The sequence below is a fragment of the Psychrobacter sp. GP33 genome, from assembly GCF_014119005.1.
Classification (GTDB): domain Bacteria; phylum Pseudomonadota; class Gammaproteobacteria; order Pseudomonadales; family Moraxellaceae; genus Psychrobacter.
The window spans coordinates 1-25672 of sequence record NZ_JACGYX010000012.1; the positions used below are offsets into that span (position 1 = coordinate 1).

The 25672-nt window shown below is 38.1% G+C and carries 21 protein-coding genes and 2 pseudogenes; 10 read left to right on the top strand and 13 right to left on the bottom strand.

Annotation, left to right across the window (positions count from 1 at the left end; all coding sequences use genetic code 11):
• Positions 1-49 precede the first annotated feature (49 nt).
• Positions 50-640 (bottom strand): recombinase family protein, encoded by a 591-nt coding sequence (locus tag H2245_RS11405; protein WP_182407540.1) that lies wholly within the window; start codon positions 638-640, stop codon positions 50-52.
• A 546-nt stretch (positions 641-1186) separates the two neighbouring features.
• On the opposite strand from H2245_RS11405, the gene H2245_RS11410 reads away from it, so the two are divergent.
• Together H2245_RS11410 and H2245_RS11415 are read left to right on the top strand one after the other, a co-directional pair.
• Entirely contained in the window at positions 1187-2269 is a 1083-nt protein-coding gene (locus H2245_RS11410; RefSeq protein ID WP_182407541.1) for a hypothetical protein, read from the top strand.
• A 567-nt stretch (positions 2270-2836) separates the two neighbouring features.
• On the top strand, positions 2837-4378 hold the full coding sequence (locus H2245_RS11415; protein ID WP_182407542.1) for a hypothetical protein: 1542 nt from the start codon (positions 2837-2839) through the stop codon (positions 4376-4378).
• Between the two features lie 160 nt (positions 4379-4538).
• Here H2245_RS11415 and H2245_RS12250 read toward each other — a convergent pair.
• A pseudogene (locus H2245_RS12250) lies at positions 4539-4724 on the bottom strand (hypothetical protein); the annotation flags it as partial.
• A 366-nt stretch (positions 4725-5090) separates the two neighbouring features.
• Between H2245_RS12250 and H2245_RS11420 the strand changes: the two are divergent.
• Positions 5091-6137, top strand: a complete 1047-nt coding sequence (locus H2245_RS11420; protein ID WP_182407543.1) for a hypothetical protein — start codon at positions 5091-5093, stop codon at positions 6135-6137.
• A gap of 228 nt (positions 6138-6365) precedes the next feature.
• On the opposite strand, the pseudogene H2245_RS11425 reads toward H2245_RS11420, so the two are convergent.
• Positions 6366-6935: pseudogene (locus H2245_RS11425) on the bottom strand (type I restriction endonuclease subunit R, EcoR124 family); the annotation flags it as partial.
• A 296-nt stretch (positions 6936-7231) separates the two neighbouring features.
• Here H2245_RS11425 and H2245_RS11430 point away from each other — a divergent pair.
• The 3 genes from H2245_RS11430 to H2245_RS11440 are packed head-to-tail and all read left to right on the top strand — an operon-like array spanning position 7232 to position 9310.
• Positions 7232-8605 (top strand): hypothetical protein, encoded by a 1374-nt coding sequence (locus tag H2245_RS11430; protein WP_182407544.1) that lies wholly within the window; start codon positions 7232-7234, stop codon positions 8603-8605.
• Positions 8606-8609: 4 nt separating this feature from the next.
• Positions 8610-8921 (top strand): hypothetical protein, encoded by a 312-nt coding sequence (locus tag H2245_RS11435; RefSeq protein ID WP_182407545.1) that lies wholly within the window; start codon positions 8610-8612, stop codon positions 8919-8921.
• A 17-nt stretch (positions 8922-8938) separates the two neighbouring features.
• On the top strand, positions 8939-9310 hold the full coding sequence (locus H2245_RS11440; RefSeq protein ID WP_182407546.1) for a hypothetical protein: 372 nt from the start codon (positions 8939-8941) through the stop codon (positions 9308-9310).
• A 14-nt stretch (positions 9311-9324) separates the two neighbouring features.
• On the opposite strand, the gene H2245_RS11445 is transcribed toward H2245_RS11440, so the two are convergent.
• On the bottom strand, positions 9325-9744 hold the full coding sequence (locus H2245_RS11445; protein WP_259365211.1) for a hypothetical protein: 420 nt from the start codon (positions 9742-9744) through the stop codon (positions 9325-9327).
• 186 nt (positions 9745-9930) lie between these two features.
• Between H2245_RS11445 and H2245_RS11450 the strand changes: the two genes are divergently transcribed.
• Positions 9931-10056 (top strand): YHYH domain-containing protein, encoded by a 126-nt coding sequence (locus H2245_RS11450; RefSeq protein WP_182407547.1) that lies wholly within the window; start codon positions 9931-9933, stop codon positions 10054-10056.
• A gap of 251 nt (positions 10057-10307) precedes the next feature.
• The gene (locus H2245_RS11455) at positions 10308-10571 is read left to right on the top strand and encodes a hypothetical protein (protein WP_182407548.1); all 264 of its coding nucleotides are present in this window, start codon (positions 10308-10310) and stop codon (positions 10569-10571) included.
• A gap of 67 nt (positions 10572-10638) precedes the next feature.
• Here the strand turns inward: H2245_RS11455 and H2245_RS11460 are convergent, their stop codons facing one another.
• From H2245_RS11460 to H2245_RS11470, 3 genes are all read right to left on the bottom strand, one after another.
• Positions 10639-12342 (bottom strand): DUF2075 domain-containing protein, encoded by a 1704-nt coding sequence (locus H2245_RS11460; RefSeq protein ID WP_220464433.1) that lies wholly within the window; start codon positions 12340-12342, stop codon positions 10639-10641.
• A gap of 123 nt (positions 12343-12465) precedes the next feature.
• Positions 12466-13617: a PD-(D/E)XK nuclease family protein gene (locus H2245_RS11465; protein WP_182407549.1), complete on the bottom strand. Its 1152-nt coding sequence runs from the start codon at positions 13615-13617 to the stop codon at positions 12466-12468.
• 80 nt (positions 13618-13697) lie between these two features.
• Positions 13698-16559: a UvrD-helicase domain-containing protein gene (locus H2245_RS11470; protein ID WP_182407550.1), complete on the bottom strand. Its 2862-nt coding sequence runs from the start codon at positions 16557-16559 to the stop codon at positions 13698-13700.
• 737 nt (positions 16560-17296) lie between these two features.
• Here H2245_RS11470 and repM point away from each other — a divergent pair.
• Entirely contained in the window at positions 17297-18241 is a 945-nt protein-coding gene (gene repM, locus H2245_RS11475; RefSeq protein WP_182407551.1) for a replication initiation protein RepM, read from the top strand.
• Between the two features lie 82 nt (positions 18242-18323).
• Here the strand turns inward: repM and H2245_RS11480 are convergent, their stop codons facing one another.
• From H2245_RS11480 to H2245_RS11505, 6 genes are all read right to left on the bottom strand, one after another.
• Positions 18324-18824: a plasmid replication DNA-binding protein gene (locus H2245_RS11480; RefSeq protein ID WP_182407552.1), complete on the bottom strand. Its 501-nt coding sequence runs from the start codon at positions 18822-18824 to the stop codon at positions 18324-18326.
• Positions 18825-19221: 397 nt separating this feature from the next.
• Positions 19222-20145, bottom strand: coding sequence for a hydrolase or metal-binding protein (locus tag H2245_RS11485; RefSeq protein ID WP_182407553.1), 924 nt, complete (start codon positions 20143-20145; stop codon positions 19222-19224).
• A 172-nt stretch (positions 20146-20317) separates the two neighbouring features.
• The gene (locus tag H2245_RS11490) at positions 20318-21424 is read right to left on the bottom strand and encodes a YqaJ viral recombinase family protein (protein ID WP_182407554.1); all 1107 of its coding nucleotides are present in this window, start codon (positions 21422-21424) and stop codon (positions 20318-20320) included.
• Between the two features lie 113 nt (positions 21425-21537).
• Complete coding sequence (locus tag H2245_RS11495) at positions 21538-22530, bottom strand: DUF932 domain-containing protein (RefSeq protein ID WP_182407555.1); 993 nt, start codon at positions 22528-22530, stop codon at positions 21538-21540.
• Between the two features lie 76 nt (positions 22531-22606).
• The gene (locus tag H2245_RS11500) at positions 22607-22795 is read right to left on the bottom strand and encodes a hypothetical protein (RefSeq protein WP_259365212.1); all 189 of its coding nucleotides are present in this window, start codon (positions 22793-22795) and stop codon (positions 22607-22609) included.
• A gap of 197 nt (positions 22796-22992) precedes the next feature.
• A complete protein-coding gene (locus H2245_RS11505; protein ID WP_182407557.1) occupies positions 22993-23907 on the bottom strand; it encodes an inovirus-type Gp2 protein in 915 nt (304 codons plus the stop codon).
• A gap of 494 nt (positions 23908-24401) precedes the next feature.
• Here H2245_RS11505 and H2245_RS11510 point away from each other — a divergent pair, with 494 nt between their 5' ends.
• On the top strand, positions 24402-25619 hold the full coding sequence (locus H2245_RS11510; RefSeq protein ID WP_182407558.1) for a hypothetical protein: 1218 nt from the start codon (positions 24402-24404) through the stop codon (positions 25617-25619).
• Positions 25620-25672: the final 53 nt, after the last annotated feature.

Below are 25672 nucleotides of genomic sequence, written 5' to 3' on the forward strand. Positions count from 1 at the left end.
AAGCCTTATTGCATTTTATTGATTTTAATCATGTCTGACGTATCCGTGATCAATCTTGCCTCAACACCCGATAGACCGTAGCCACCCCAACCCCAACTGCTTTAGCGATCTCCTCTTTGGTCATATTGTTTTGACTGGCTAATTCTTTTATACGATTGTGTTTTGCTATATTGGCTTTCTTACCCGTAGGTTTATAGCCACTGTTGGCCAATCCCTGCTTAATACGTTCTCTACGCTTATCGTTATCAAGCTTTGCCATTGTCGCTAATAAATCAATTAGCATATCGTTGATCACTTTTAAGATATCCCCAGTCATACCGTCATTCACCGTATGCGTGGTTGGCAGATCAGCCACCACCAATCGCAAGCCTTTGTCTTTAATACGTTGCTTTAAAATAGCAAAATCGTCTTGTGATAGCCGACTTAGTCTATCCACGCTTTCAACCAGTAAAATATCGTCTTGCTCAGCATCATTGAGTAACTGAGTGAGTGCTGGTCTTTCCAGCTTTGTACCACTGAAGTGCTCAACGTAATCCACATAGGTATCACCATAGCTTTTACTGAACGCAACCAAATCTGCTAATGCTCTGGTCGCGTCTTGATCTTTAGTACTGGCTCTCACATAAATACGAACGGTCATCACCCACCTCTATTACTTAGACTTAATAATCAATGTTCATTGATAATAGAGAGATATTACTATCATTTAATTATTAAAACAAGGTTAATGATAGGTAGGTTATCGTTTAGAATTTTTATGTTTTGGGTATAGGCTAACGATAGGGTGTTCAAGGTGATTTTACCGCATCAGGCTATTTTAGGTAGCCTGTGAGCTTGTTTATTAATTTGTTTGGATAGATGATTTGGCTGGGGCATGTTTTCTTTATAATATGCTTTCCTAATTTATTTCGAATCTAAGTCAAAAAATACATTGATTATTAATCAATATGAGAGCAATGTTATATAACACAGTAACCTTACATAAAAATTAATTTAAGTAATAATATGTGGTTTTTTAGCTACTATAAAAATTCTCTAACTTATATGTTCTAGTCATTATTAGATCTGATAAATCCAACATCTGATTAAATGAGTTTTTTTAAGTGGAGTATTCATAGTCCGAATCTAACAATATAGAGTATGAATACATAGGCAGTCTTATTATATATTGAATAAGGAATATGCTATGAATATTAAATTATTTGGCTCTCTAATAGTTCTGTCTACTCTATTATATGGCTGTTCCGCTAAACGCGCCACGTCTGAAGTTGTTGTGGCTCCTCTTGGTATACCGGGTGGGCAGATTGGATATACTGGTGCTCCCGTCATTGATGATTCTGAAGCAAACAATACTGACAAAACCTTTAGCGATGGTTCACATCTTCTAGGTCTTCCAATGACGCGTGATTTCATTATGGATTCACGTGATAACTTCCAAGCAATTGAGGCTAAAGGTAGCAAAAAGATTTTTTCAATTAAACCGACTGGCGCTATAAAACCTAGAGCTGTCGTTTTATTAGAAAATAGGATGACTCCTAGTAGTGGCTGGAAATGGAAAACGTCAACTATGAATCCGAATGTGCGAAGAAAGAATATAGATCTTTGCAGAGGTTTTATGAGATTACCAACTGCCGAAGCAGTGGAAACATCTGGTAAGCTGATTAAAGATGATCTAATGTCTGATAGAAAGAATCATGTTATTAGTTATATGCCTGCAGTAGGTTTGAATAGAAATAATCTTCCAGACAATTCTGAAGACTGCAACAGGTTTATTACAAATGGTTATGATTATGCAAGTTCAGCAGAAGAGTTATTATTTATTCTTGGAGAAAATAAACTAGGTAAATCCCCTTATCTAGCCTTATATGAAAGTAGTCAAAGTCCATATTCATCTATGATTTTAAGTCTTGGAAGCTTAAGTCCTGATTCAATAACCTTGTTGGCATCAAACTGGCCTGAACTTATTACTAAAGTTTATAGCCATGGGGATAGCATTGACCCAACAATAGGCATTGCCGTCATGCTTTCGCGAGATCCATCCTTACAAGAAGCCCAAAAAAAAGCAGTGTGGAAAAATATAAAAATGGGAGTTTCAGGGCTTAAATGTGGTGCAGAAGCCGCTATTATCGTAACTGCTGCAACTGCTGTTACACCAGCCGTAGCATTTGTTGCACTGGACTCACTTGTTAAAGCAAAATCCTGTAGAGTTTTAGTTGCACAGGCTACCTATGCCCTTGGTTATGAAAAAGAAATACCAACACCTTCATAGGGCATCGTTAATCATATCTTGGTAGTTACTGCCGGTCTTTTTAGTCTTATCCTAGAATCTAGTAATGATACTAGGATAAGACTAGATTAGCTGTCATGATGAGAATGTGGTGGTCTACTAGTTTTCAGCACACTACATTAGGCTATTCTTTTGTGCGAATGTCATATAAATAGCCCAGCTGTTAGATGTAGCTATTTGAAAAACAACCCCACGAAGGAGCACGATTGTTGGTCTAATGCTCGCAAACGTCATGAATTTTGCCTAGAAGAGATTAATCTTAAAGCTTGGCAATACTGTTGCGAATAATGCAAAGAACAACGCAGTTAATAAGCTACTCGATAGCAATGCCATACCAAATCTGTTGAGTAGATAGGGAAACAATAAGAAAAAAGGTAACGTTCCGAGGACATACCAAAAGGTATAGGTTAATGATAGGACATTAGCTTGATGGTCTGATTGAATAAGCAGTCCTGCTGGAGCATAATCGAACTAAATCATAGGGCTAACTGTACTTATGAAGTGATGTCTTGTGATCCAATGGTTCAACCATAACATAAGGAGATCGTTATGAGTTACCTAGCAGCAAGATTCTTTGAAAAGAATAAGCCATCTATAGCCGTTTTATTATCACTGTTTTTAGTTAGTTGCGCGGTTACTCCTATTCCGAAACCCGATACCTCTTTAGATCATAATATTCTTGATCAGCAATACCATGATCCTACAGAGGAAACTATTAGTGTTATGAAAATTGTAGATGGTTTTTCTGCTGTTTCAAAGGATACTGCGGAGAAATACGGACATACATATGATTATACATCTGCCGGTTTACATTATTTAGAATACAAAGAGATAGGGAAGATAGGGGAGAAGTTTGATCCCATGCAATTAGAGGTTATCAACCGCGCTATAGCAAGTTCAAATAAACCAGTTTATTTGGTGATTTATGTACACGGTTGGCATAATAATGCGTCTATCGATCCAAAAGATAAAAGTTTAGATACAACAGGATTTCCCTATCTACTCGCTCGTCGCAGTTTTCAAAAGCCAGATATGAATGTTATTGGGGTGTACATTGGTTGGCGTGGTGAAGAAACGAAGTCTATTCCAGAAACTTTTTTATCTTTAGAAAGGAGAGCAAAAGTTGCGGATGCTATTGGTAACAAGGGAGAAGTAAGAAATGACATTGAATCTATGGTAAATAATGTAAAAATGAATAATGGCTTAGGACATTCGCTTATTATAGGCCACTCTCTTGGCGGACGGCTTTTATCTCGAGCTTTTATGAAAGATTTACAGCAAACAAAATCTGTTAAAGATTGGCCTTTAGGAAGCAATTCATTACTGGTCACTTTGAATTCAGCAATAAGTGCAGATGCTTTTAATAAAGTATATGAAAATATGCCTAGTCCTGACCCTAAGTCTGGTATGAAGCTACAAAGACCTCTTTGGATAAATTTAACCTCAAAAAATGACTACGCTACATCAAAATGGCTCTTTAGAGGCAATTTGCTTGGAATAAACGTATTTGATGAGCCTAATGGTAATAAAAAACAAACTATTGGGCACTATTCGCCTTATATTTCCCATGAGTTTACTGTTGATAGTAGTAACCCTCCCCTTAATCTAAGCAATAAATGTAAATTCATACAAGGACCAAACGGCCAGCTAATTTCTAGAGGAGTTGAGCCATGGTTCAAAATACCCCCATGGGATGTTAATCATGGTAAGCCAAATTCAGATCATAGTATTTCACAAACTTGTGACGAAACACGACATGTATATAGAAATGAAGACTACAAGCGTCCTGATATAAGAGCTCCACAATTTAATAAATCTTATGAACTTTATCATACGTCTATTTTGAAACCTTTATATGACGATACAGATAAAGATGCTAGAGGCTTTTCTAAATTTAAAGGCCCAACTATACCCTTAGGTTATATGTGGAACTTTCGAGTAGATAAAAGTGTAATCGATAATAGTGCGGAGGAAAACAAGATAAATAAAAGCATTGGAGTTCATAACGCGTTTGTACAAACGACTCTTGGTCGCATGCTTGATGATATGTTATTTACCGCACCAGAATCTCGCACGACATACGAAAATTGATTAGATTGATTCAATATAAGAGGTTGAATGTATTTAATTTTAATAGTTGGGATAGTCTTTAACTTGACGCTTCTTAAACTGTGAGGCGTCTTCTTAAGGACCTACACTTTCCAATATTAACCGATATGTGATCTAGATTGCCAAATCTTTGAAATATCGACTAACCCTTTTCACCCACTCCTTTAAAATTTTCGATAAAGGCAGCATTTTCAAAACGGTTTGCTTCTTAGTTAAGTATTGCGGATTGAGTGAAATCAGTTTAGGTAAGATGGCATTCAATCCTGTACCAGTTCTTACTCGCATACTCACGCTTTAGAGAAAGGGCTATATATCGCTTAGCTGCCTCACTTAGATATCCTGTTAGCTCAATTACCGGTTTGAATGGGTTAGTCGTACTGGAGTTTATCCTAAACTCAAATTTGGATCAGAAACTATATTGATTATTTATAAATATGAGAATAATATTCAAGATATATTCATCTTACAGAAAAGTTAATTTAAGTAATGCTATGTAAGTAATATAGTAGTTTAACTGTTACCAAATTTCTTTAACACATTTTAAATTATATGTTATAGCCGTTATTATCTCTGCTATATAGCTTCAGTATTTAGTTAAATGAGTGTTTTTAATGGAGTATTCATAGTCTGAACCTGACCATATAGAGTATGGATACATAGACAGTATCATTATATATTGAACAAGGAATGTGTTATGAATATTAAACTGTCTGTTTGTCTAATGGCCATAACCAGTGTGTTATATGGTTGTGCAACAACGGCTCCTGCTCCACCTATGTCTAATCCTATTCCTCCACCTGTGGCTGTTATACCTGATGATGACAAAGTGGTAGGTGATGGATCACATCTTCTAGGCCTTCCAATGACACGTGATTTCATTATGAATCTAAGCGCTTATACTAATGAAGTTGATGCCAATTATCAAAAGGCTGTGGTTAAAGTTAGTAAGGAAATTAGCGCTAGTCAAAGAACTACTAGTAATCTACCTGACAAGAAAATATTCTCTATTAAACCAGTTGGTGACGTCAAACCTAGAGCTGTCATTTTATTAAAGAAAGGCATAATAACGAAACCAAACCAATGGACTGTTAGGAAAAAAAATATAACAGTTTGTGAGAGTTTTATGACCTTACCAATGGCCACTCCTGGCGGTTCACCAGGTTCACAGCAAGTTAGAGATAATGAAGTTATTACCTTTATGCCTGTTAACAGTATAGATAAGACAAGTATTCCACTATCACCTAAAAACTGTGAGAAATTTATTAGCGACAAAAATGGCTATGACTATGTAAGTGCCTCACAAGAGTTAGCATTTATTCTCGATGGCAAAGATGTAGGTAGATCACCTTTTTTAGCGATATATGAAAGTCCTAAAAGTCCCTACTCATCTATGGTCTTAAGTCTTGGTGAGTTAAGTCCTGGCGCTCTAAGAGTTCTGACACAAAGCTGGCCTGAACTCATTACTAAAGTGTATCAACATGGGAATAACATAGATCCAGTATCTGGCATAACTGCTATGCTTCTCTTTGATCCAAAGTTAAAACAAGCTCAGAGTGACGCAAAATGGGGATACATGAAAATTGGACTTACTGGAGCAATTTGTGGAGGAGCTTTTACGGCTTCAACCATTACCCTAAACACTTTAATTGCGACACCTGCATGCAGTAAGTTTATTCTTGATGCTGCTGATACATTTGGTTATACCATACCTGAAAACATATATAAGATGCTCAGATCATAAGAAGCGATTGGAAACATAAAACCCACTTATAGGTGGGTTTTATGTTTTTGTACTACTTAAAAAAAACAGAGGTCATGATTTAAAAAAATTATTATGCACACTAGCTCACTATTCATACCTTAATAATTCAAAATACTGCCAGCTTACAGCTTACAGCTTACAGCTTACAGCTTACAGCTAATAATAATAATAATAATAATTATCAAGATACTAAACTCTTATAATGAGTTAAACCTTCCCACCAACGCCTTTAAACTTCTCAACAAAAGCTGCAATTTTCTGTAAAACACTTTGCTTCTTGGTTAAGTATTGTGGATTGAGTGGGCTTAGTTTAGGTAAGATAGCATTCAGCTCTGTACCGTTCTCACTGGCGTACTCACGCTTTAGCGAGGCGGCAATATAACGCTTAGCTGCACCTTCATTCAGATTTTCATCACTAATCATATCTTTGACTTCACGTTGCTGTTCGACCTGAGCATAGCTAAAGAAGACATCAATGATGCTGGATTTATCAGGGATGCTATCCAAATTGGTTTGATTGATAAAATCGACCACTAGGCTTTCTTTAGCACGATTACCAAGGCTTGCCCGAATCAACCGTCGCACTTCTTCCACCAAGGCAGACTTGTCTTTGGTATTTTTATTATGCTCAAAAATCAATTCGACAATGTAGCCTAGATTGATTTCTTACGATTTGAACAAGTCTATTTCAAAAATCACCTCATCCCAAACAATCGAAGAATCACCCTGTTGATCGGATGCTTTTTCAAGACGAAACCAATCACGTATATCATTATATTGTAGGCAGTGAGCCGTCAGCTATAAACCAAATCTTTATGGGCTTTCTTGTTTTATATCTTGTTCTATACAAAAAATCAGTTTGAGATTACATAACAGCGAGCTGGGTTACCTATACAAGTATTTAACTTCTAATAGGAACTTCTATATTCTAACTCATAATGTCAACGGTAGTTGAGTAATTTATAAAGAAATCAGGTAAACTCTGTTTACTTAACCATCAATAGCATTTATATATCGATCAGCAATAACTTAGGTTATAGCAAAACCTCTTAGTAAAAAGGTAGAAAGAAGCAATGAATTGGGATGAATGGATAGCGGCAAATCAAAAACAGATTAAACATATTGCCGGTTATGAAGAGAACTTTGTCAGAACTATTTTAGCCAAAATACCTGAGATCAGACCTGAGGATGTAACTGCTCAATACCATTTTAAAGATTCGAATGGCGGCAACAGATACATTGACTTTATGATTTCAAATCATTCGAAAGGCTATCAATTGCCTATCGAGTTAGACGGTTATTGGAAAGTAAATAACTATCGTGACTTTAACGATATGTTAGAAAGGCAAAATGATTTAATGGCCATCTATGGGGTACTGCTTAGGTACACCAATAATAAAATGAACCAAGAGCCAAATAAGATTGTTATTGAGATTCAGAAGACATTAGAGCTACAAAGTAAAAACCAACTGAGTCAAAAAACAGCTGAAAAACAAAATCAGCAGCGCGCTGATGAGTATCAACAAGAGCTCAATCAGCTAAAGAATGAACTTACCGAACAGAAAGCCACTAATAATCAATCTTCTGCCACCATTACTGGTAATGAAATCGCAAGTATTCAAGCAGCGATAGCAGAGCTACAAGCCAATATCGATCAGAACAACGCTCCTAGGGTACAACACATTCCAAGTGAACCAATCATTGTAAGAACGCCTAAAGAGCCAACTAAAACAAAGGTTACAGGCAATCAGATGCTCATAGCAGGTTCTGCTGGGTTAGTGATTGTGGCGTTAGGTGCCAATGCCTTCTTTAATAAAGACAATGACAATGCTGCAATGGCATTAGTCGAGCAGCCCTCGTCTTTGGTTTATGAAGCAGATGATGAGCAAAATCATAGCGATAACAATAATGTGGTCAGTGGTACCGCTCAAGTATCAACAAACGATAATGCTGTTGATACAAGCAGTGCCGTCGTTGCGGCTCAAGATGCTAATAATAATATACCGACGTTTGAAGAGGTTTCTTCTAGGCCCGAACCTGTATTTCACAATATTTCACCACCGCCCCCACCTGCAGCAGCAATTAAGAGAGAAGCTGAGAAAGTTGATGTCTACACACCGCCATCTAATAAGGCACAGAACAATCAAAGTTACGAAGCAGCAGTCTCTAACACAGTACCAGCTGCACAAGCCTATAAGCATATCGGTGACTACCGTGTCGTATGCGGCTATGTTGCGCAGATCACAGGGTTTAGCAAAGGCAAGTATCTCAATCTTGGTACCTCATATCCTAATCAAGACGCTACCATCGTGGTATGGAGTTCTGATATGGGTAACCTTAATGATGTAGATCAATACGAAGGTAGAGAGATATGTGTACAAGGTACTGTCAGCTCCTATAAAGGGACACCGCAGATTAAGCTGTCTTCTATGAATCAGTTGCAATAAAGTCGTGGGTATCTTTATTGGGATAGTTGTTTTGGTATTTTTCTCTTTGGCGTATGAGCTTGGTCTTGATGAGCAAACCAAACAGAATAAAATAGAAAAAGAGAGGCTAAAGGAAGAAGCCAAAGCAAACGCTATTGAAAAAGCGCGGATTGAAGCAGAAGACCAAAGAATTGCAAGTGAGAGAGCAAAGATTGAATCAAGCAAAAAGGCAGATGAAAAACGTCTTACAGTAAGCCAGCTTGTTATCTACTCTTCTATATTTATAGCTATTGCTGTCGCTATTATCTTATTTTTTAAAACCATTAGTTCAAGCTAATTATCATTGAGGCCATTATGTTTAAAAAAATTACTATTGCTATAAGTGCTGTGTTGTTTGGCTCTACATTGACGTATGCCGCTGAGCCCAAGATCGAAGCTTTTAAAGCGCCGTTTCATGTTGGAAAAACAGTTATGGCGTGTGGCACCTTAGCTGAGACTAAGCATCTCTCTAACAGACACTACCTAAACTTAGATAAAAAATATCCAAACCAGTCATTAACGGTGCTTGTATGGAATAAGGACTACCGTTGGTTTGAAGAGCGTTTTGGTAAAATAGATGGTTTCGTTGGCAGACGGTTTTGTGCCAGAGGAAAGATTGAAGAGTATAAAAACAATATGCAAATACAGGTGACCAATCCACAGTTCTTGAGATTAATGGATAAGTAGCATATTTCTTAAGCTTAACCCCCATTATCCAAAAAGTCTTGCTGCTCTTTACATACCTTTAGACCTATTTGTATTGCCTCACTTAAGTCAGCACCTTTTTTAATACTATAAGGTACGTTCGGACGGTCACCGTCACGCTCAAGTGAGTCAGCGGCTGCCTGATTAAGTGGAGTACCAATATAAGACTCATCAGTAAAATTTTCAGGCATAAAGTAGACCTGAGGCCCCAACCCTCTATGAGGAAGACCACATACAATCTCACCGTATGCGACAGTGAAAGGATAGGGCTTAGTGTGATCAACTGCCCACAGTGTCTCGTTGACAGTAATAAAACCCGCTCCATAAGAGTCCTCTTGCTCTTTTAACGCGGGCGTACATGCAACGATAGCTACAGTTGATAAGCTCATTATTAATTTAAATATTGTACTACGCATGTTGGCATCTCTTTATTAGCATGGGTTTAATCACTGCTTTAGAATCTACGCTGACATATTAAAAAAGGTATACCTATATTAGTAATCTTTAATTAGCATTTGCTGAAAACCAAACAAATAATCAGCTTTTTTAAAACATTTATGTTATGGTTTGTAACTAAACCTAACATTTAAGGAATTAATATTATGAAAAAATTATTAGTTGTAGTGCTTGCAGCAACATTTGTTTCTTCTGCATTTGCTCATGGTGGCAGAACTAATTCAGCTGGTTGTCACAACGACACAAAAAGAGGTACTTATCACTGTCATTAATAATATAATTTCATATCATTTTTATAATACATGCTTATATTTTTATTAAATGTTAGTTGTAATGTGCTAACAAGCACTATGAAAGCTCATCCTACCAGATGGGCTTTTTTGATATTCCCCATAACACATCTATGACAAATGACTTTGGACAGAAGAAATCGTTTTTCACTGTTTCTGCTGGGGTATACTGAATAAGAGGGTATCACTCTTATGAGCAATATTTTTAATTTATAAATAAGGTTAAGAAAAGAATGAAAGAATATAATGGCTGGACTAACTATGCTACGTGGAATGTTAACTTATGGCTGACGAACGACGAAGGCAACTATAACTACTGGATGGAAAAAGCACGTGATTCAGAGGTGAATGAACTTTCTATAGCGCTCGAAGAAGAACATAAGGAAATGATGCCAGAACTACAGGCTAGTACTTATAGCGATTTACTACAGCACGCGCTAGGCTTAGTTAACTGGCATGAAATAGCTAAAAGTCTAGTCGAGGAAGCTAACGCTTAACAAAGCGTTACATACCCAAGGGGTAATAGGATAGTGTGATCTATCTGATTATCCTTTGGCCATATTTTCAATAGATAGGAATATATTGACTAAAATAATCTCTCAAATTTGGATCATAGCAGTATATAAAGGTGCCTTTAATACCACGATACATAATTGTTTTATAAATTTTGATGATATATTCATGTAGGTCATCAGGTGAAATACCTGCTTTTCCATTCCTATCGTAGTAATTGGTGGCTATCGTTTCAATACGTCCAGCTTCATTGTTATATCGTATGTCACTTCCAAAAATTATTCCTGCATAGTTCAGGTCATAGCCTTGAGTAGTGTGAATACAGCCCATCTCAGTGATGCTTGTAGTGGAGTTAATCCAGTCTTCATCAATACGGTTCCAAAAAAACTCAATTCCATCTATTACTAAATCAGGTGTAGAAGGCTCTTTCTTAGACAGCCACTCCCATGAATATCCTGATATTGTCCTACAAAGCTTGTATTTACTCTCTTTTTCTTCCATATTTTTGATAAAGTCATGTATATTTCGAAATAACTTTAACTCATAAACATGCGACTCCCATCGACTCAAATCATTTGAACCTGTCAAAAGCTTATCAACAAAATCAATATAGTTGTTTCCACCTAGTACTCTCATTTGAGAAGTCAGCATTAAAGTTTGTGCATGACTCTTGATAGCTAGGAACTTTTCATGAGGAATATCTGAAGGTCTCACAGATTGCTCTGGATCGTAAAAAAATGCAGTATATCTAGAAGACAACATGACCCAATCTAATTCTGTGCCATCTTGTCCAAGACCTAAAGATGCATTATTTTTATCAAAAGCACCATAACCAACAATATTTTTTCGTCGTTTCAAACGATGAGATTCATCTACTAGCAATAAATCATAATCAGAAGACTTCATAGCTTCACTTGCTGTGATAACCATATTAGGCTTAAGCCCATTGATACTTTTAAATACACCTTTTAATGTTTTTCTCAGAGACTTCATTGGCACCACTAGTCCAATTTTTGGCTCAGAAATATTTTTGAATAGAATTTTTTTCGCTTCGTTAGCGAGAGGAATTAAGCTTGAATATTCATTCGATTCTCTAACGTCATCTTCACTAACATCGTTCAACAATAATTTCATTAGGTAAATGGCGATAATTGTCTTTCCTGTCCCAGCACTGCCTTCAAAAAATATAGTCTCTCCTTTACCTTCTATAATCAGTTCTAAATATTGATGTATGACAAAATGCTGGTTTTCTGATAAAGCTTTATAAGGTGAAAATTTAAATAGGTTAGAGTTTTCTATCTCAAGAATATCGTGTTTAACCAGATTATCTAGTTTGAATCGCTCCCATATCTCATGGAACGTATTATTATATTCTTGTCTCTGATAAAACTCATGATCTGTTATGCCATCATTCGCATTGAGCAGCATGTATGATCCATCTGCTCCCATATACTTGATTAGATTAGCTTCTATATCCAAGACTGCAGATTTGTTAAAATAATGGCTAAAAATCACCTTAATATTTTTTAGCTTACTTTTTTCTGCGTCTCTCAGGTGCTGTCTTATTCTCGAAGAGATATTGGTGGTTTCTCCAACATAAGCAACCATACTCTTGTTTGAGTAAATGACATATATCACTGGAAATCTACAAAACGTAGGGTAATCGGTCTTAATCAGATTTGAGGTGTTATTATCAAAAATAAAGTTTCTATCTAAGAATTCAATTGAATCTACTATCATTTTTACAGTACCCATATTCTATAAAATAGCCTAGATCATCAGTTTTCACATTTGCCTAATTTCTGTCTTTTGGGCAGTGACCACAATGAAGAAAGGGTATACCATCACTTCAACTATTTTTTGATACATTACTGATATTTATTCAGTCAATGCTGGACGATAATTTAACTCTAAGTTATTCAAATGAACCATTAGCTCAACAATTTTGGCAGAAAGCTCATCTAAATCAAAAGTTTTAAATGACCAAGATATGCCCCAGTAAGTATTGCTCACTTCATACCATGTATCAGTATCTGACTTGAACCATGAATCACCAATTAAAGTTTTGAACTGTTCTACTAACTCATCTGATTGCTTCGCAATATGCAAATTAATCTTATGCGAAATATGATTATCGTTTGCCTTCATCCATAAAACGATATCAGAACCCGTTGTCCAATTCAGGTTAGAGAATCTAATAACAGGTTCATAGTAATACCACTTACCATGTTTTACTTTACACTCAAAATCTTGCAGGTCACTAGCATTTAGGTCTGATGAGATTTTTGTACCAATCTTAGGCATTAAATTATTATAAATATAATCGCTCAAGTGAGCGAACTCACTCAAATTCTCAGTTAAAAAAGAAATTTCTTCTTCATTGATAGTAGTCATCGTATTTAAACCTTTTAAATGTAATAAGAATTCTCTAGCGAACAAAGCCCATTTGTTATAAGGGTTATCAAACATGGTTTGTGACAACTCTCCTTCAATATGTTTAACCAGTTCGTTGTACGAAATACCGTGCCATCCATTTGCTGCAAGATCTGCGCTAATATTACCATTAAGGCAAAGCACCAGTTTAACAAGTGTCTTTGAGGCGGAGTCTTGAACGTCCTTATTAACGCGTTCATTACCAAAGGCTGTGTATTCATCAAAGGGATTATTTTGATGATGGTAGATTTTACATTCAATCACTATTAACGCAGTGTCAGTTTCTACGAGTAAATCAATGCGTTTGCCATTTTGTGTAGATACTTCCGTTTCTACACTCTTCAAAAACCCCAAATCCGATAGTATGTTTTTGTAGGCAATCACAGATTGTAGGCCTTTAAAAAAACAGTCATCTAAGTCATGGGGTTTGGTTGAATTTAAAAAGAAGCTGAGTAGCTCAGTCGTTGGGTTTTCAAAGTGTCCTCGTGTGCCAACATCAAATAGAGTTAGCTCCTCGTCAGTAAAGTCTAGTGCTCTAAACTTATTGATAAGGGCTTCAAACCTATCAAGATGATAAGTGTTTTGTTCCAGTGTCATTGTAATTCCCAGTAGTAATCATTTTGTTGCTAGCTTAGCAGCTCTTAGAGGTATACCTTCAAAAGCATGATACAAAAAATTTAGCGAATTTTTATAGTATTCTTGCATTGATCGCCAGAAATACCAAAACCGCTACAACCCCAAAACTTACCATACTTACTACTACGCATTCTCATAGGGCGACCGCATTTATTGCAGATCTTTATTGAGTTATCACACTCAATATTGTTACATCTACTCTCATTTTCTCTATCAACAGAAGGTGCGCCACACTCTTCACATACGCGTGCTTTGCCTACCTTACAGCCTTTACCAGAGCTACAGCCGTAAAAATCACCAAACCTTCCTTTTATTAGACGTAGATAACCATCTGCACAATTAGGGCATTTGAATGTTTTTCTATGGCGTTCTTGGAATGCTGCAGACAAAATATTAATATCGTATTTAGGTTTAAGTAACTCACTGACAAACTCTGATGGTGAGGTCGGGTTTGCAATAATATAAGCTTTCTTTTTACAACGTGTGATACCCACATACAGCAAACGTCGTTCCTCAGAATGAGGATACGGATCTAATGTTGGAAGTAGTGCTTCAGGGATAGCATCTTCACGATTCCCGTTAGGAAATCCACTCTTTCCTTGGAAAAAACCAATCAAGATGCAGTAGTCTGCTTCTAACCCTTTTGACTTGTGAAAGCTCCAAAAATTGATATCTTGCGATTCTTTTTTTCCTAAAAAGTCACGCGATTCTTTAAGCAGATAGTTATACCTTGCAATAACAGCTATCGAACCGTTGGGGTCGCTCTCTCTGATTTCATTGACCACCTCACGAACTCTACTGTAGATACCGTTTTCTTTGCTAGAGTCATCATCTAACAAATAGACTTGTGACTCATCTACTACTTCATGAGTTTGAATGTGTTTTTTATATTGTTCCGGGTTCTCCATAACAAATTTGCCTGCAGTGTCAGCAATGCTATTGTTATAGCGAAAAGTCTTTTGAAGCATAGTTAGACTATGAGGCCCTACCAATTCATTGAATCTAGTGGTCAACTCAAGCTTCCCTCCTGCAAATCTATAAATAGATTGCCAGTCGTCACCAACCACTGTCAACGAAGGATCAGGGCCCTTTGCAATAATACTGTTTATAAAATCCATGCGAGAAGCTGATATGTCCTGAAACTCATCGACTAAAATATATTTCCACGTAGGTTTGTATTGATCGTTATCTATAACGCCAATGGCACGAATAATCATGTCATCAAAGTCAATAGAGTCATTAGCTGCAAGCTCCTTAACATACGCCTCATGTAAATCATTTAAAATGCGTGTTTTTTGTTTTGGCTGAAATATCTTAGCTTTTTTCAGCCGATTACATATGTCATCTTCACTCAATCTTTCAAACCGAATAGCCTGTAGCGATTTAACCAGCATCTTGCTCCAAGTAGCAACTTGCTTACCAGTAGAAAGATCTGCAAGTAATTCATCTAGTGTGTCCTCAATGGCAGTATTATCTGGAACCACTCCAACAGCTCTTAACCGTTCTTCAAGTCTTTCTTCTAGTGCATCTTCAGTCCAATCATAGTGAAAGGTTTCTACTAAGGTTGTTTCGCGCTCTTTATGTAGCTCACGCTTGCTTTGGATGGATTTATTATAGGCATGCTTATCAATGTCTGCGCGCGTATTTCCCTGTCTATCAATCCCAAAGTGTTCAATATAAATATCAGAGTTAGCAATATGAAAATCAGGCTGATAGTCATAACCTACATCAATTCGCCGCTTGCTAACATAAGGCGCTTCGTACTCATAAGGTATTTTATGCAAAGCCAACCAATTAGCGATTTTTAGTTCTTGATAACCCTTTACCAGCTCACCCTTAAGAGTTCTATATTCATTGTCTCTAATGTGATTTTCATATTCAGCTTGAGTGCTAAAATCAAAAGGATTGACAGCTTCTGGAAATAGAGAAATAAAACCAAGCAGTCGTTTGGGATTCTGTCTTAAGTAATTTATTATCCAGTTTGTCACCCACATATCTAACTTTAAGCTATCTTCGGTCAATACACTCATATAAGTAGGAATGTCAGACTCTCTTAAAATGCCACGACCCAATGCATGAAAGGTTGAGATTTGGGGATTTTCTATCAGCTCTATACCCGCGTTATCAGCCTTATCAGCTAAGCGTTGCTTTAACTCTTCAGCAGCAGATTTGTTATAGGCCAATATTAATATTTCTGATGGTGTAGCAAGCCCACGATCTATAAGATCTAAAGCCTTAGCAACCATAACTGATGTTTTTCCTGTACCAGCGGCAGCAAGTACCATATTTTTATCATTAGAGCGCAGTACACCAAGCCTTTGCTCATGAGTTAAAGGGTTGGACTCTACGTTATCAAAAAAAGATTGTCTTTGTTCTAAATTAAATGATTCATGGTAAGCGCCTAGTTTTTCTTGTGTCAGAGGGTATTGGTCGCAAATAATCTGAATATCATTATGTAAACTAAGGTTACTAAAATAGTGCCACGGCGTTTCTGTGTCTTCATAGAAGGGTAGTAACTTATTTGCTATAGATTTGATTTGTTCTACTCGAGACCCTCGAGGGTAGTTGGTCAGCACTTGAGAGTTAAAATGGTCAATCGAGTCTATAAGGCGAGGCTGTATGCCATGAGCAATTCTTCTATTGGTAGATTCTGCAAACGCTACAACATCTGCTTTAGACAAAAACTTGTGTTGCTTAAAATCTTTTCCGTCAAAAACGTATAGCGTGGCACCAAAAATACCACCTTCTAAATAGACGAATTTTTCAGCCTTAGAAAATAATACAAGCTTTTTTGCGCCTCCCTTTGCGTCCAAAGACAGAGCTTTTTCTGTCAGCAGTAGACTCTTATTACCAAATAACTTACCTAAAAGGTTAAAATTTAGCTGCTTAACAGTATCTGTCATTTTTTATACCTAAAAATTATTATGTGTGATGATTTGGCTCTTAAAATGCATGTTTGATACTCTCAAAATCATACAAAATGATTTGAATAAATTTAATAACATATAGAAAGTCATTATTTCTGATAAGTAAGGTACTTTAAAAAAAGCGATTAACTGCTCTTTAATATGATTAATCTAACCTTTCCACCAACCCCTTTAAACTTCTCAACAAACGCTACAATTTATTTTCTCTATGTAGTTCAGATAACTATTCAATATTTACGTTTACCCTAATTATGATATTTTTTATAGGTGGTTGCTGTGATAATGCTTGTGTCTTCAAGTATGAATACTAGCAATCAAATCTGATCTAGCTGCTAAACAAATAAAAACGTATCTGCGTTTACTTTAAAACTGTATTTATAATTGGTTGCTAATTGTCTGCTAATTCCTCTTAGTTGACAATGTTTTATAAACATTAAGAACCAAACCTTATTATTTATAAAAACTAGTAACTTAATGAGCGTTTTTGTTTTTAAGGTTTTTAAGGTTTTTAAGAGCTTTTACGTCAGCTGTAAACCATACCAGTAAAGGGCTGTAATGTTCATAAAGGGACGTCTATCGACCCATAAAGGGACGTCTATCGACCCATAAAGGGACGTCTATCGACCCATAAAGGGACGTCTATCGACCATAAAGGGACTTTGTGTTATATACTGTCCTTTTAATTGTAAATATATAATAATAGGGCAAGGAAGATGCGCAATAACCAGTTAATAACCAAAGCCAATAAGCTAACTAGTGCCAGTTACTCGCTTGGCATACCTGAACAGCGCATTATCTTTTTAGCAATTATCAAAGCGAGGGCACAAGATAAGCTCATTGATGCTAGAGGTATGTTGAACATCACGGCAAAATCTTATCAGGAACAATTTAACGTAGAAAAGCATACTGCATACGATGCATTAAAGAGTGCAGCCAGTGGTTTATTTGAGGCTCAATTTGAATATGACGATATTCATGAAGAAACAGGAAAACCTACCCATCGTATTGTTAGATGGGTGCAACAGATAGGATATATCAAAGATGCTGGAATGATTGAGCTGCAATTCACTGATGCCGTTATTCCTTTGATAACTAGGCTCAGTGAGCAATACACTGAATATGATTTAAAGCAGGTTAGTGAGTTGCAAAGCGAGTATGCAATCAGGTTATATGAAATCATGATGCAATGGAAAGCAGTAGGCACAACCAATAAAATCTCTCTTAAAAAATTGCGCTTTATGCTTGGCGTTAAGCCTGAACAGTATCTAGCCATGTCCGATTTTAAAAAGCGTGTATTAAACCATGGTATCAAACAGATTAACGACCATACCGATATAACCGCAGATTATGAGCAGTATAAAACTGGTAAGGCAGTAACCGACTTTACCTTTAAGTTTAAGCGCAAACCACAAGCGAAAGTTATAGATGCTGACACAGCTAATGATAAATACTTTATCAAGATGACTGACAAACAGATAAACACTTTTAGTAGTAAGTTAGCCACCTTGCCCGAACTTGGTAGCAATGCGCCTATAGGCAAAAGTACCGCAGAGTATGCTGCTATTATTGCCACAGATTTAACAGATTCTAGCAAGCAAAAAAAATACATTCCTTACTTGGAAAAAGTCGGTTATAAGCAAGAAAAGAGTAAAGGTTAGTCTTACCTATATTCTATCGTTGTAATTAGATACATTGTAATAGACGAGCATCACATTAAACTCACTTGTTAAACTTTAGACTTCAAAAATTCCACCATCTTTTCTTCTCTTTAACGACAGATGATTGTACAGACTGCTGATTTGGTTCAGATAGTGGCTCATATTCAGCCTCATATTTTTTGAACTCCAATAGCCTCACTTGCGCAAAATCATGAATACTGGCATTGGCTTTCTCAAGCGTTTTAGTGAGCTGAGAGAGCTGCTGCTGATAATTTTCTATCAAGTGCTTTTGGTCATTTACTTGTTGTCGTAGGTGCTCAGTCGTTAGTTTTTCAAGTGCCAGCTGGTGTTCAAGTGCTGTACAGTCTTGTACAGTTAGACTGTTAGAGTGCGTACTCTCAGTATTGTTCACTAACTGTTCAGTACGTTTTTTAGAGACAGGCTCGCCAAATACGCGCAGCATCTCTGCCGTATCAATTTTCTTATCAGACGTTCTAGAGAGCTCGCCATCATTGATTTTCTGATAAATGGTAGTTCTTGAGACTCCCCATTCTGTAGACGCTTTTGTGACCGATATGTTCATTGTTTACCTACTGTCCAAGTACGTTTTTAAATGTTTGTTCAGTACCACTGTCCAGAACGTTCAGTGAACAACTATGGCACCAACCCACCTAAGTAAGCAACTTGAATATTTAAAAGTATTATGAGGCTAATTAATACTGATTGAGTCTGTCCTAAAGTCTTTTTAACCGCTGTTTAAACCAAACCCTATATCGTACCCTCATTATGGAATGTGGTTGTCACATGAAAGGAATTACAATACATAATGGTGCTTAACATTTTTCATCTGCGCTCATAGCGTTGTGGAACCCCTTATTTTTCTACGTCACCCTACAGCGTCCAAATGCTTTCTTGTTAAAAACACATAAAAAAAATAGCAGATTGACTCTGCTATTTTTATGCCGCCTTTAAAGATCGCTCTAACTCACCGCCGTCACACTCTGCCGTAACCCCTGCTCAATACTGCGCATATCATGAGCTGTTTGTGACCCATTCTGAATACCACCCTGCTTGCCGTTACTGTTACTGTGGTCTTGATTCATTTCCATCGGATAAAACTCCTCAACCACATCCGCCATGTCATCGGCATCAACCTCAAAGCAGGAATTCACATAGCCTTGTTTCGCTGCCACCTCTAGTGCAGCTTGATCAAAGCCGTGTGCGCTGAGCTCACGATCAATCGCTTGCGCATTTTGCACCGCATCTTTTAGGGTCACGCCCTCTCTTAAGGTTAGATCCACAAAGTAAATCGGGGTGCGATAGCTTTGCGTCGTGCTCTTACCTCTCAAGGTCAGTTGCAGTGGTAGGCACGACAGCTTATTGCCTGATACCGCAGCAAAATAACTGAGCCGTGCTGCTAAGGTACGAATACTATTAAAGCCCGTGGTACGAAAGATGAATGTTCCGAGCTCATCGTCTTCACTGAGATTGACATATAGCCTGCCATAAGGCTTACAAGCACCGCCTTGCGCCAGTGGACAGCGATCAGGGGATGGGCAGGGCAACTGCTCAACCCCTTTGTTGGTACGTCGCTGACAGTGCTCGCCGTCGCCTACGCACAGTGGCCGTCCGGTTTGTCGATCAAACAGGGTGTACTCAGCGCGTAGATTCAGTTCCGGATCATTAAACAGCATGCGTACCGGAATTTGTCTCAGCTTACCGTTGTTATTTTCACGTAGTTTTTCGTCTAACGGATGATTGACCCAGCCGTCTTTATTCTGCACTTGGCTGGTGATGGTGAATTGATCGTCTTTGGCTGGCAGACGCTTACCGTCTTTCTGAATAACACGGCCAATGCTGATACGACCGAGTACGGGCGGGGTGATGGTGAGACCTTTAATCATGATGCTATTCCTTGTGTGTTTAATGAGATTTCATTAGGTTTAATAAATGACGATTAGCCATAAAAAAAGCCCACCGATTAGGGTGGGCGATTATGTGCTTATTTTATTTACAGGCTTTATTGACTGGATGAATCGATTGAGGATTGAATGGGCTCAGAGATGAGTCACTAACTTAGCCGTCATTTAAAATCACAAAGCGCCGACTGCCTTCCCTTGTCTTACCAAACTGCGCAAGCAACTCAGGCTGCGCTTTTAGCAGTGCCTTACTATCAAGACTGACACTGTCTTTGCTGCGCTTCCAGGATATTGCGCCCGTATCAAAGACGGCCACTTCATTATCTTGCATTAAGCTTTGCAGCTGATGCTTGATCTGGTCATGGCGTTCTTCTAGCTCTTTCATATCGTCACGGTAGCTGAGTAATTGCGCAAACAACTTATTCGCCCCGTCGTCCTCGGTTAAATCAATTTTGCTGGCGGCTTTAGGTTTCGGATACAGCTGCTGTAATGCCCGTGCTGCCGACTCACTGTGATCAGGGGTTGGTGGGGTGTCTGTGATCACATACTGCCAGAACAGCCGTTCATGCCACAGAATGCTATTGATCAGCTGCTCGTCACGCTCAACCTTATAAATCTTTGCTTCGTGTCCGCACAGCAGCACACAGATATGCGCGGCTTGCTTACCCGTCACCGCCAATTGATGTTGTACTTGGCAAGTGACATATAAGGGTACGCCATGCTTCCACAGTTTCGCCCCATGCTCTCCTGCGGTTTTACACTCTAATATCTGCACCTCATCACTGCCGACAATCGCATAATCGAGATTGGCCAGCATAAAGTGCTGCTCCGGATCGGGGTGCTGCAAGATCGCATTGACGCGACGAACTTTATTGCCAGTATGCGCCTGATAGTATTTCGCCACCATTGGCTCTAAGGTGTTGCCCCAATACAGCGGTGAATAGCCTTCAATACTGTCATCAATGTGTGAAGTCATACGCCCCGTCTTAATCATCCACAGCTCAAGCATCGACAGATACGGATGGATACCACAAGCTGCTGCGGCATCGCTACTGCCAATACCTTGCTGACGCACCTCAAGCCATTTTTCATGACTAAGATGCTTGGTATTCACTAGACGTTTAGCGGTGCTGGACTGAACAACAGATGGCTTTACCGTTTTATGAATGACCGTAGAATTAGTGACAATAGGCGTTTTAACTTTAACGGTTGCACGCTTGGTTTGTCTGAGCTGCGCGATATGGTTTAAAGCGATTGGGTTCATGATAAATTCCTTAATAAATGGGGGTCAGATTTGTTATTGATTAAATAAACGGCATAAAAAAACCACGCTCGAAAGCGTGGTTAATTTTGTTGTAGTACTTTAGGAGTAATTCATTAAGCCAGCATCAGCAACGACTCTTCTAAGCCCTTTTGCTTGAGCTTAGCACCAGCACCAAACCAGGCTGAATTCAGGCGATTGTCGGTATTCATCGCCCGTCGTTCATGATCGACGTATTCAGTGATACTACACAGCAAGCCATAAGCCGTATCACGGGCGGCATCTAAGTCAGCTCCGCGACCTTGGCCGTTAAACATAGTCATCACCTGATTCATCGCTTTGGCATTAGGAACCGCTTCTTTCTCTTTCTTCGCACTGTTAAACAAGATGAGATTATTGTCCTGATCGTTAAATACCCGACTGAGATAATTGGCTGCTTCCGCTTGCGTCACCCGACGTTCAGACAATTGCTTCATCTCATATGAGTGCGCATCCCACTGCTTCACTGATACGCCCAATTGCTGCTTCACCTTGTCGGCATCAAACTGAGTGCTATGCGGTACTTTCACTACCCCGTTATTACCGTTGGCTAAGCTAATCGCTAGGGTGTTATTGCACACCACACGAATAGAGGTGAACTGTGCGGTGGTCGCTAACGTGCCGTCACAGGCCGTTGCTAACAGTAAGTAGCCATTACTGACATCGTTGCCGCGAAGCGTTGCTGACTGGCCAGTACGGGCCAATGCCCATAGCTTACGACCGCCTTTTAACACCCCTGCCGTTTCCAATTCAAAGTCAGACTGTTCGGTAAGATCACGATAGAATTCTAGAATCTCAAGCGGTTGTACTTCTTGATAACGTTGACTGACCACCGATAACGGCTCCAAGTTATCGCTACGGTACAACACCTTCTGTTCAGCAAAGGGCAGAATCAGGTTATGCCCTTTTTCATTATTGGCCATATAACTGACATCCGACGATTCAATACGCCAATCAAGCCCGGCTTGCTTGGCCCAGACTTCAAGCGGTTGCTTGGGTGACAGCTCGTTCCCCAAGCCATGCCACGGAGTGTCGCCGACGTAGGCCATGCTTTCAACTAAATGTGCCATGATGATTTTCCTTTTATAGTGGTTAAATACATTGAATAAGTTAATTAGAGGGTTAAAGATTTGATGACTGAACCAGTCAATTAAAAACATGATCACAGCTGCCACAGCGGTACTCAGGACTGCTAAGCATCGGTAAGACATCACTGTCTCTCGTCATCTCGATCACGGTGGCAACCGCCGTACCCGTCACCACGCCTATGATCGGATGCACTTTGAAAGACTTGCATAGACTGACACCAAGACCAATCAGCGCAGCAGGAGACAACAGTTCATCGATCAGCGGGTATGTGTTATTAGCTTCATAAACATGAGACGAATGGCAATAAGGACAGATGGGTTTCATAACAACTCCTATTATTTTCAGGCATAAAAAAGGCCTGCCGGAGCAGACCTTGATGGGTTGAATCGCGCATTGCACAAACGGCAAACGCTGTGTTTCATGTTAATAATGTATACCTGAAATTATTTTGTTATGGGTGGGAGTCCACGACGCTTTGTATTGCGGTATTGACCATGTCCAAAGCTACGCGTATTGGGCAACCATCTCTTTAGGCGCTGATTATATTTTGTAGGACGAGTAAGATAAGATGCGGTTCTAAGTGCGTTGCCCACTTCATAATCATTATCTCGATGAATCATGCCAATACCCAGTGTTCCTGATGCTTCATAGCCACTGATGTAGTCGGTATCGTGGCAATTGAAGTATTTACCTTGATCCTTAGTAATCTTTTTCCACTTCTTACCTACATTTTTAGCAACACCCCATCCACTATCACGTTTCGCGCCATCATAGATCAACAGTAAGTGACAATGCAGACTGCCACTCTCATAGCCTTGTTCCAAGGCCCATGCATAACCTTGCAAACCTCTAAAGTATGATTTCTGATTGCTAATTTGTTGGGTAAGTATCGTCATGTGATGATTAAAATCCCAAACAGTTATTTTCTTTTGCTTACTAACAAGATACGTCAAGTCGACTCTTACAAATAAAAGTCGACTGTAATGTGTGGTTAACTGTTGCAGATAAGTCTCTAGCGAATATGAGTTCTTTGTTTCTTGTTGGGCGTGGTTGGCTTTATTAAGTTGATAGTGAGGATAAAACTTCATGAGCTCATGTACGAATTCTACCGTTAACGCTTCATCCCATATTACATCTTCAGGATAAAGATCATTAACCAAGCTTTGAGTCACCGATAAGAAAGCGTGGATTGAACAAGTATAGTTTAGCCTGTCATCGTAAATGCTCATGAAGGGAGCATAACACTCGTTTAGTGCATCCGTGATTTGACAGTTCTCAATATTGCTATTGAATACAGTGCTCACCAATTGATCGACAGCGGCAATAACTTGATGAGGGTTGAGGTCTGAGTTATCCATAATAATGCTCTTCTGTGATGGGGTTCATATCTATCATCACAGGAGTAATATTTTAGAAGATAACTCATAAGTATTTCTTCATAGTGAACTATGAAAAATATTGATAGTGAGTGAACTATTTGATAAAGGGTAGTATCCAATAGCAGTACTTAATTACTTAATAATATAAATAACCTGCTAAGCGCTAGTGTTTCTCACCCTGAAATCGTAGTTCTATTACTGTCAAAAACGATGAGATTTCTCGAAGATACAGTCAATTTTGACTGAGTTTAAGAGGGATAGAGTTAGGATAACTAAGGAGTAAAAACACATAGATTTAAATATAGTTATGTTTTATATTATACTGATTACAGCCATAAACATAACAGCGCTAATTTAGGTAGCTAAGAGCCATTTTTGCTAGAAATACACTAGTGAAAATCTATTTATTATTTACCTAATAATTACAATAATACTAGAATATAACTAGTGGTTTTATACAAGGAAGTGATCTATTGAACGGACAAGTAACCCGCCTTAGCGGCAATCAAGATTTTACTCCCAACCAAGCTTCAATAAGCTACAGACACTCTCAGCTTTCGAAGTTAGTAACGGATGAATATATCAGTGATGTAAGGAGAGGAAAGAGAAATGTAGACGACTTCTACTCAGATTTATATAGCTTGAAAGCTGAAGAGGCAAGATCTCTACTGTACATAGAAAACTTTTTAATAAATAAAAGTTGGGAAAATATAGATTTTGATAATGATGATTATAGAAATTTATTGATTTTAAGACTTAAAGAATATCGTTTTCCCATAGACAGATACAATGAATTAATTCATTGGAAAATTCAAAATTTTTTACCTGAAAGTTATCTTAGTTGGTTTAATAATGATTTGCGCTGCTCACTATTTTTAGCAAGCTTAGTGGAAAACTTATTAACTTCGAGCGCTTACAAAGGAAGGGCTGAGCTAATAGCAGAAATAGAAGCTCTCTTGCGACTTTACATTCATATGTTTAATACCAGCTATTATAATAATCTTCCTCAATATCAAACTGGTTTACAGCAGCATAGTGGAGATTGGAAAACCGTATGTCTGCTTAATGTCAAATCTATCTATTTGAAAAACCGAACTGAGAGCAAAGATTTGAAGTGGATTGATGCTTCTAACTCTGAACAGCTTGAGTGGATTTATAGCTATTTAGATAAAAACAAATATATTGCTCTTAAGGGAGTTTTTTTCCCCGAAACTGATGAAGAAAAATACGATCTGATATGTACAAGTTTAGATAGGTTATCTAACGTGGAAAGTAATGATATTGGAACCAAAAACAAAAAAGGTTTCTCTCTACGGAGCTATACTTTATTTAGTATGAAAAAAGCATGGGATGGTCAGAAACAGTATGCTATCAAAAAGCCATCTGATGATGATTTTAGTGTGAAAATCTATAAAAAAAATCGTAATAAGTTAGAGATGCTTGCAGCGCGTAGTGATCTTACTGTGAACAAACTGCTAAATAAATTACTTGAAGATGAGTATGACAGAGTTGATGAGGTAAGGTGTCAAACAACAATAGTATCTACAGATAGGTATTTAGAGGAGTCTGTTAATATGCTAGTCCCAATCGAGCAAGAAGAAATCGTAGAAGTAGAGTCAAATAAGAAGACAAGTCTAAGAAAGCAGAGAGAAGCTATAATGGGTTATAAAAAAAGTAGCCCTATATTCTAAAACAAACCCCATCTTTATAGGTTTGCCGACGCCCAGCGATACTACTACTAACG

Coding starts and splice junctions, on each gene's coding strand:
- H2245_RS11405 (WP_182407540.1), bottom strand. CDS start 640: ATGACCGTTCGTATTTATGTGAGAGCCAGTACTAAAGATCAAGACGCG.
- H2245_RS11410 (WP_182407541.1), top strand. CDS start 1,187: ATGAATATTAAATTATTTGGCTCTCTAATAGTTCTGTCTACTCTATTA.
- H2245_RS11415 (WP_182407542.1), top strand. CDS start 2,837: ATGAGTTACCTAGCAGCAAGATTCTTTGAAAAGAATAAGCCATCTATA.
- H2245_RS11420 (WP_182407543.1), top strand. CDS start 5,091: ATGAATATTAAACTGTCTGTTTGTCTAATGGCCATAACCAGTGTGTTA.
- H2245_RS11430 (WP_182407544.1), top strand. CDS start 7,232: ATGAATTGGGATGAATGGATAGCGGCAAATCAAAAACAGATTAAACAT.
- H2245_RS11440 (WP_182407546.1), top strand. CDS start 8,939: ATGTTTAAAAAAATTACTATTGCTATAAGTGCTGTGTTGTTTGGCTCT.
- H2245_RS11445 (WP_259365211.1), bottom strand. CDS start 9,744: ATGCGTAGTACAATATTTAAATTAATAATGAGCTTATCAACTGTAGCT.
- H2245_RS11450 (WP_182407547.1), top strand. CDS start 9,931: ATGAAAAAATTATTAGTTGTAGTGCTTGCAGCAACATTTGTTTCTTCT.
- H2245_RS11455 (WP_182407548.1), top strand. CDS start 10,308: ATGAAAGAATATAATGGCTGGACTAACTATGCTACGTGGAATGTTAAC.
- H2245_RS11460 (WP_220464433.1), bottom strand. CDS start 12,342: ATGGGTACTGTAAAAATGATAGTAGATTCAATTGAATTCTTAGATAGA.
- H2245_RS11465 (WP_182407549.1), bottom strand. CDS start 13,617: ATGACACTGGAACAAAACACTTATCATCTTGATAGGTTTGAAGCCCTT.
- H2245_RS11470 (WP_182407550.1), bottom strand. CDS start 16,559: ATGACAGATACTGTTAAGCAGCTAAATTTTAACCTTTTAGGTAAGTTA.
- repM (WP_182407551.1), top strand. CDS start 17,297: ATGCGCAATAACCAGTTAATAACCAAAGCCAATAAGCTAACTAGTGCC.
- H2245_RS11480 (WP_182407552.1), bottom strand. CDS start 18,824: ATGAACATATCGGTCACAAAAGCGTCTACAGAATGGGGAGTCTCAAGA.
- H2245_RS11485 (WP_182407553.1), bottom strand. CDS start 20,145: ATGATTAAAGGTCTCACCATCACCCCGCCCGTACTCGGTCGTATCAGC.
- H2245_RS11490 (WP_182407554.1), bottom strand. CDS start 21,424: ATGAACCCAATCGCTTTAAACCATATCGCGCAGCTCAGACAAACCAAG.
- H2245_RS11495 (WP_182407555.1), bottom strand. CDS start 22,530: ATGGCACATTTAGTTGAAAGCATGGCCTACGTCGGCGACACTCCGTGG.
- H2245_RS11505 (WP_182407557.1), bottom strand. CDS start 23,907: ATGGATAACTCAGACCTCAACCCTCATCAAGTTATTGCCGCTGTCGAT.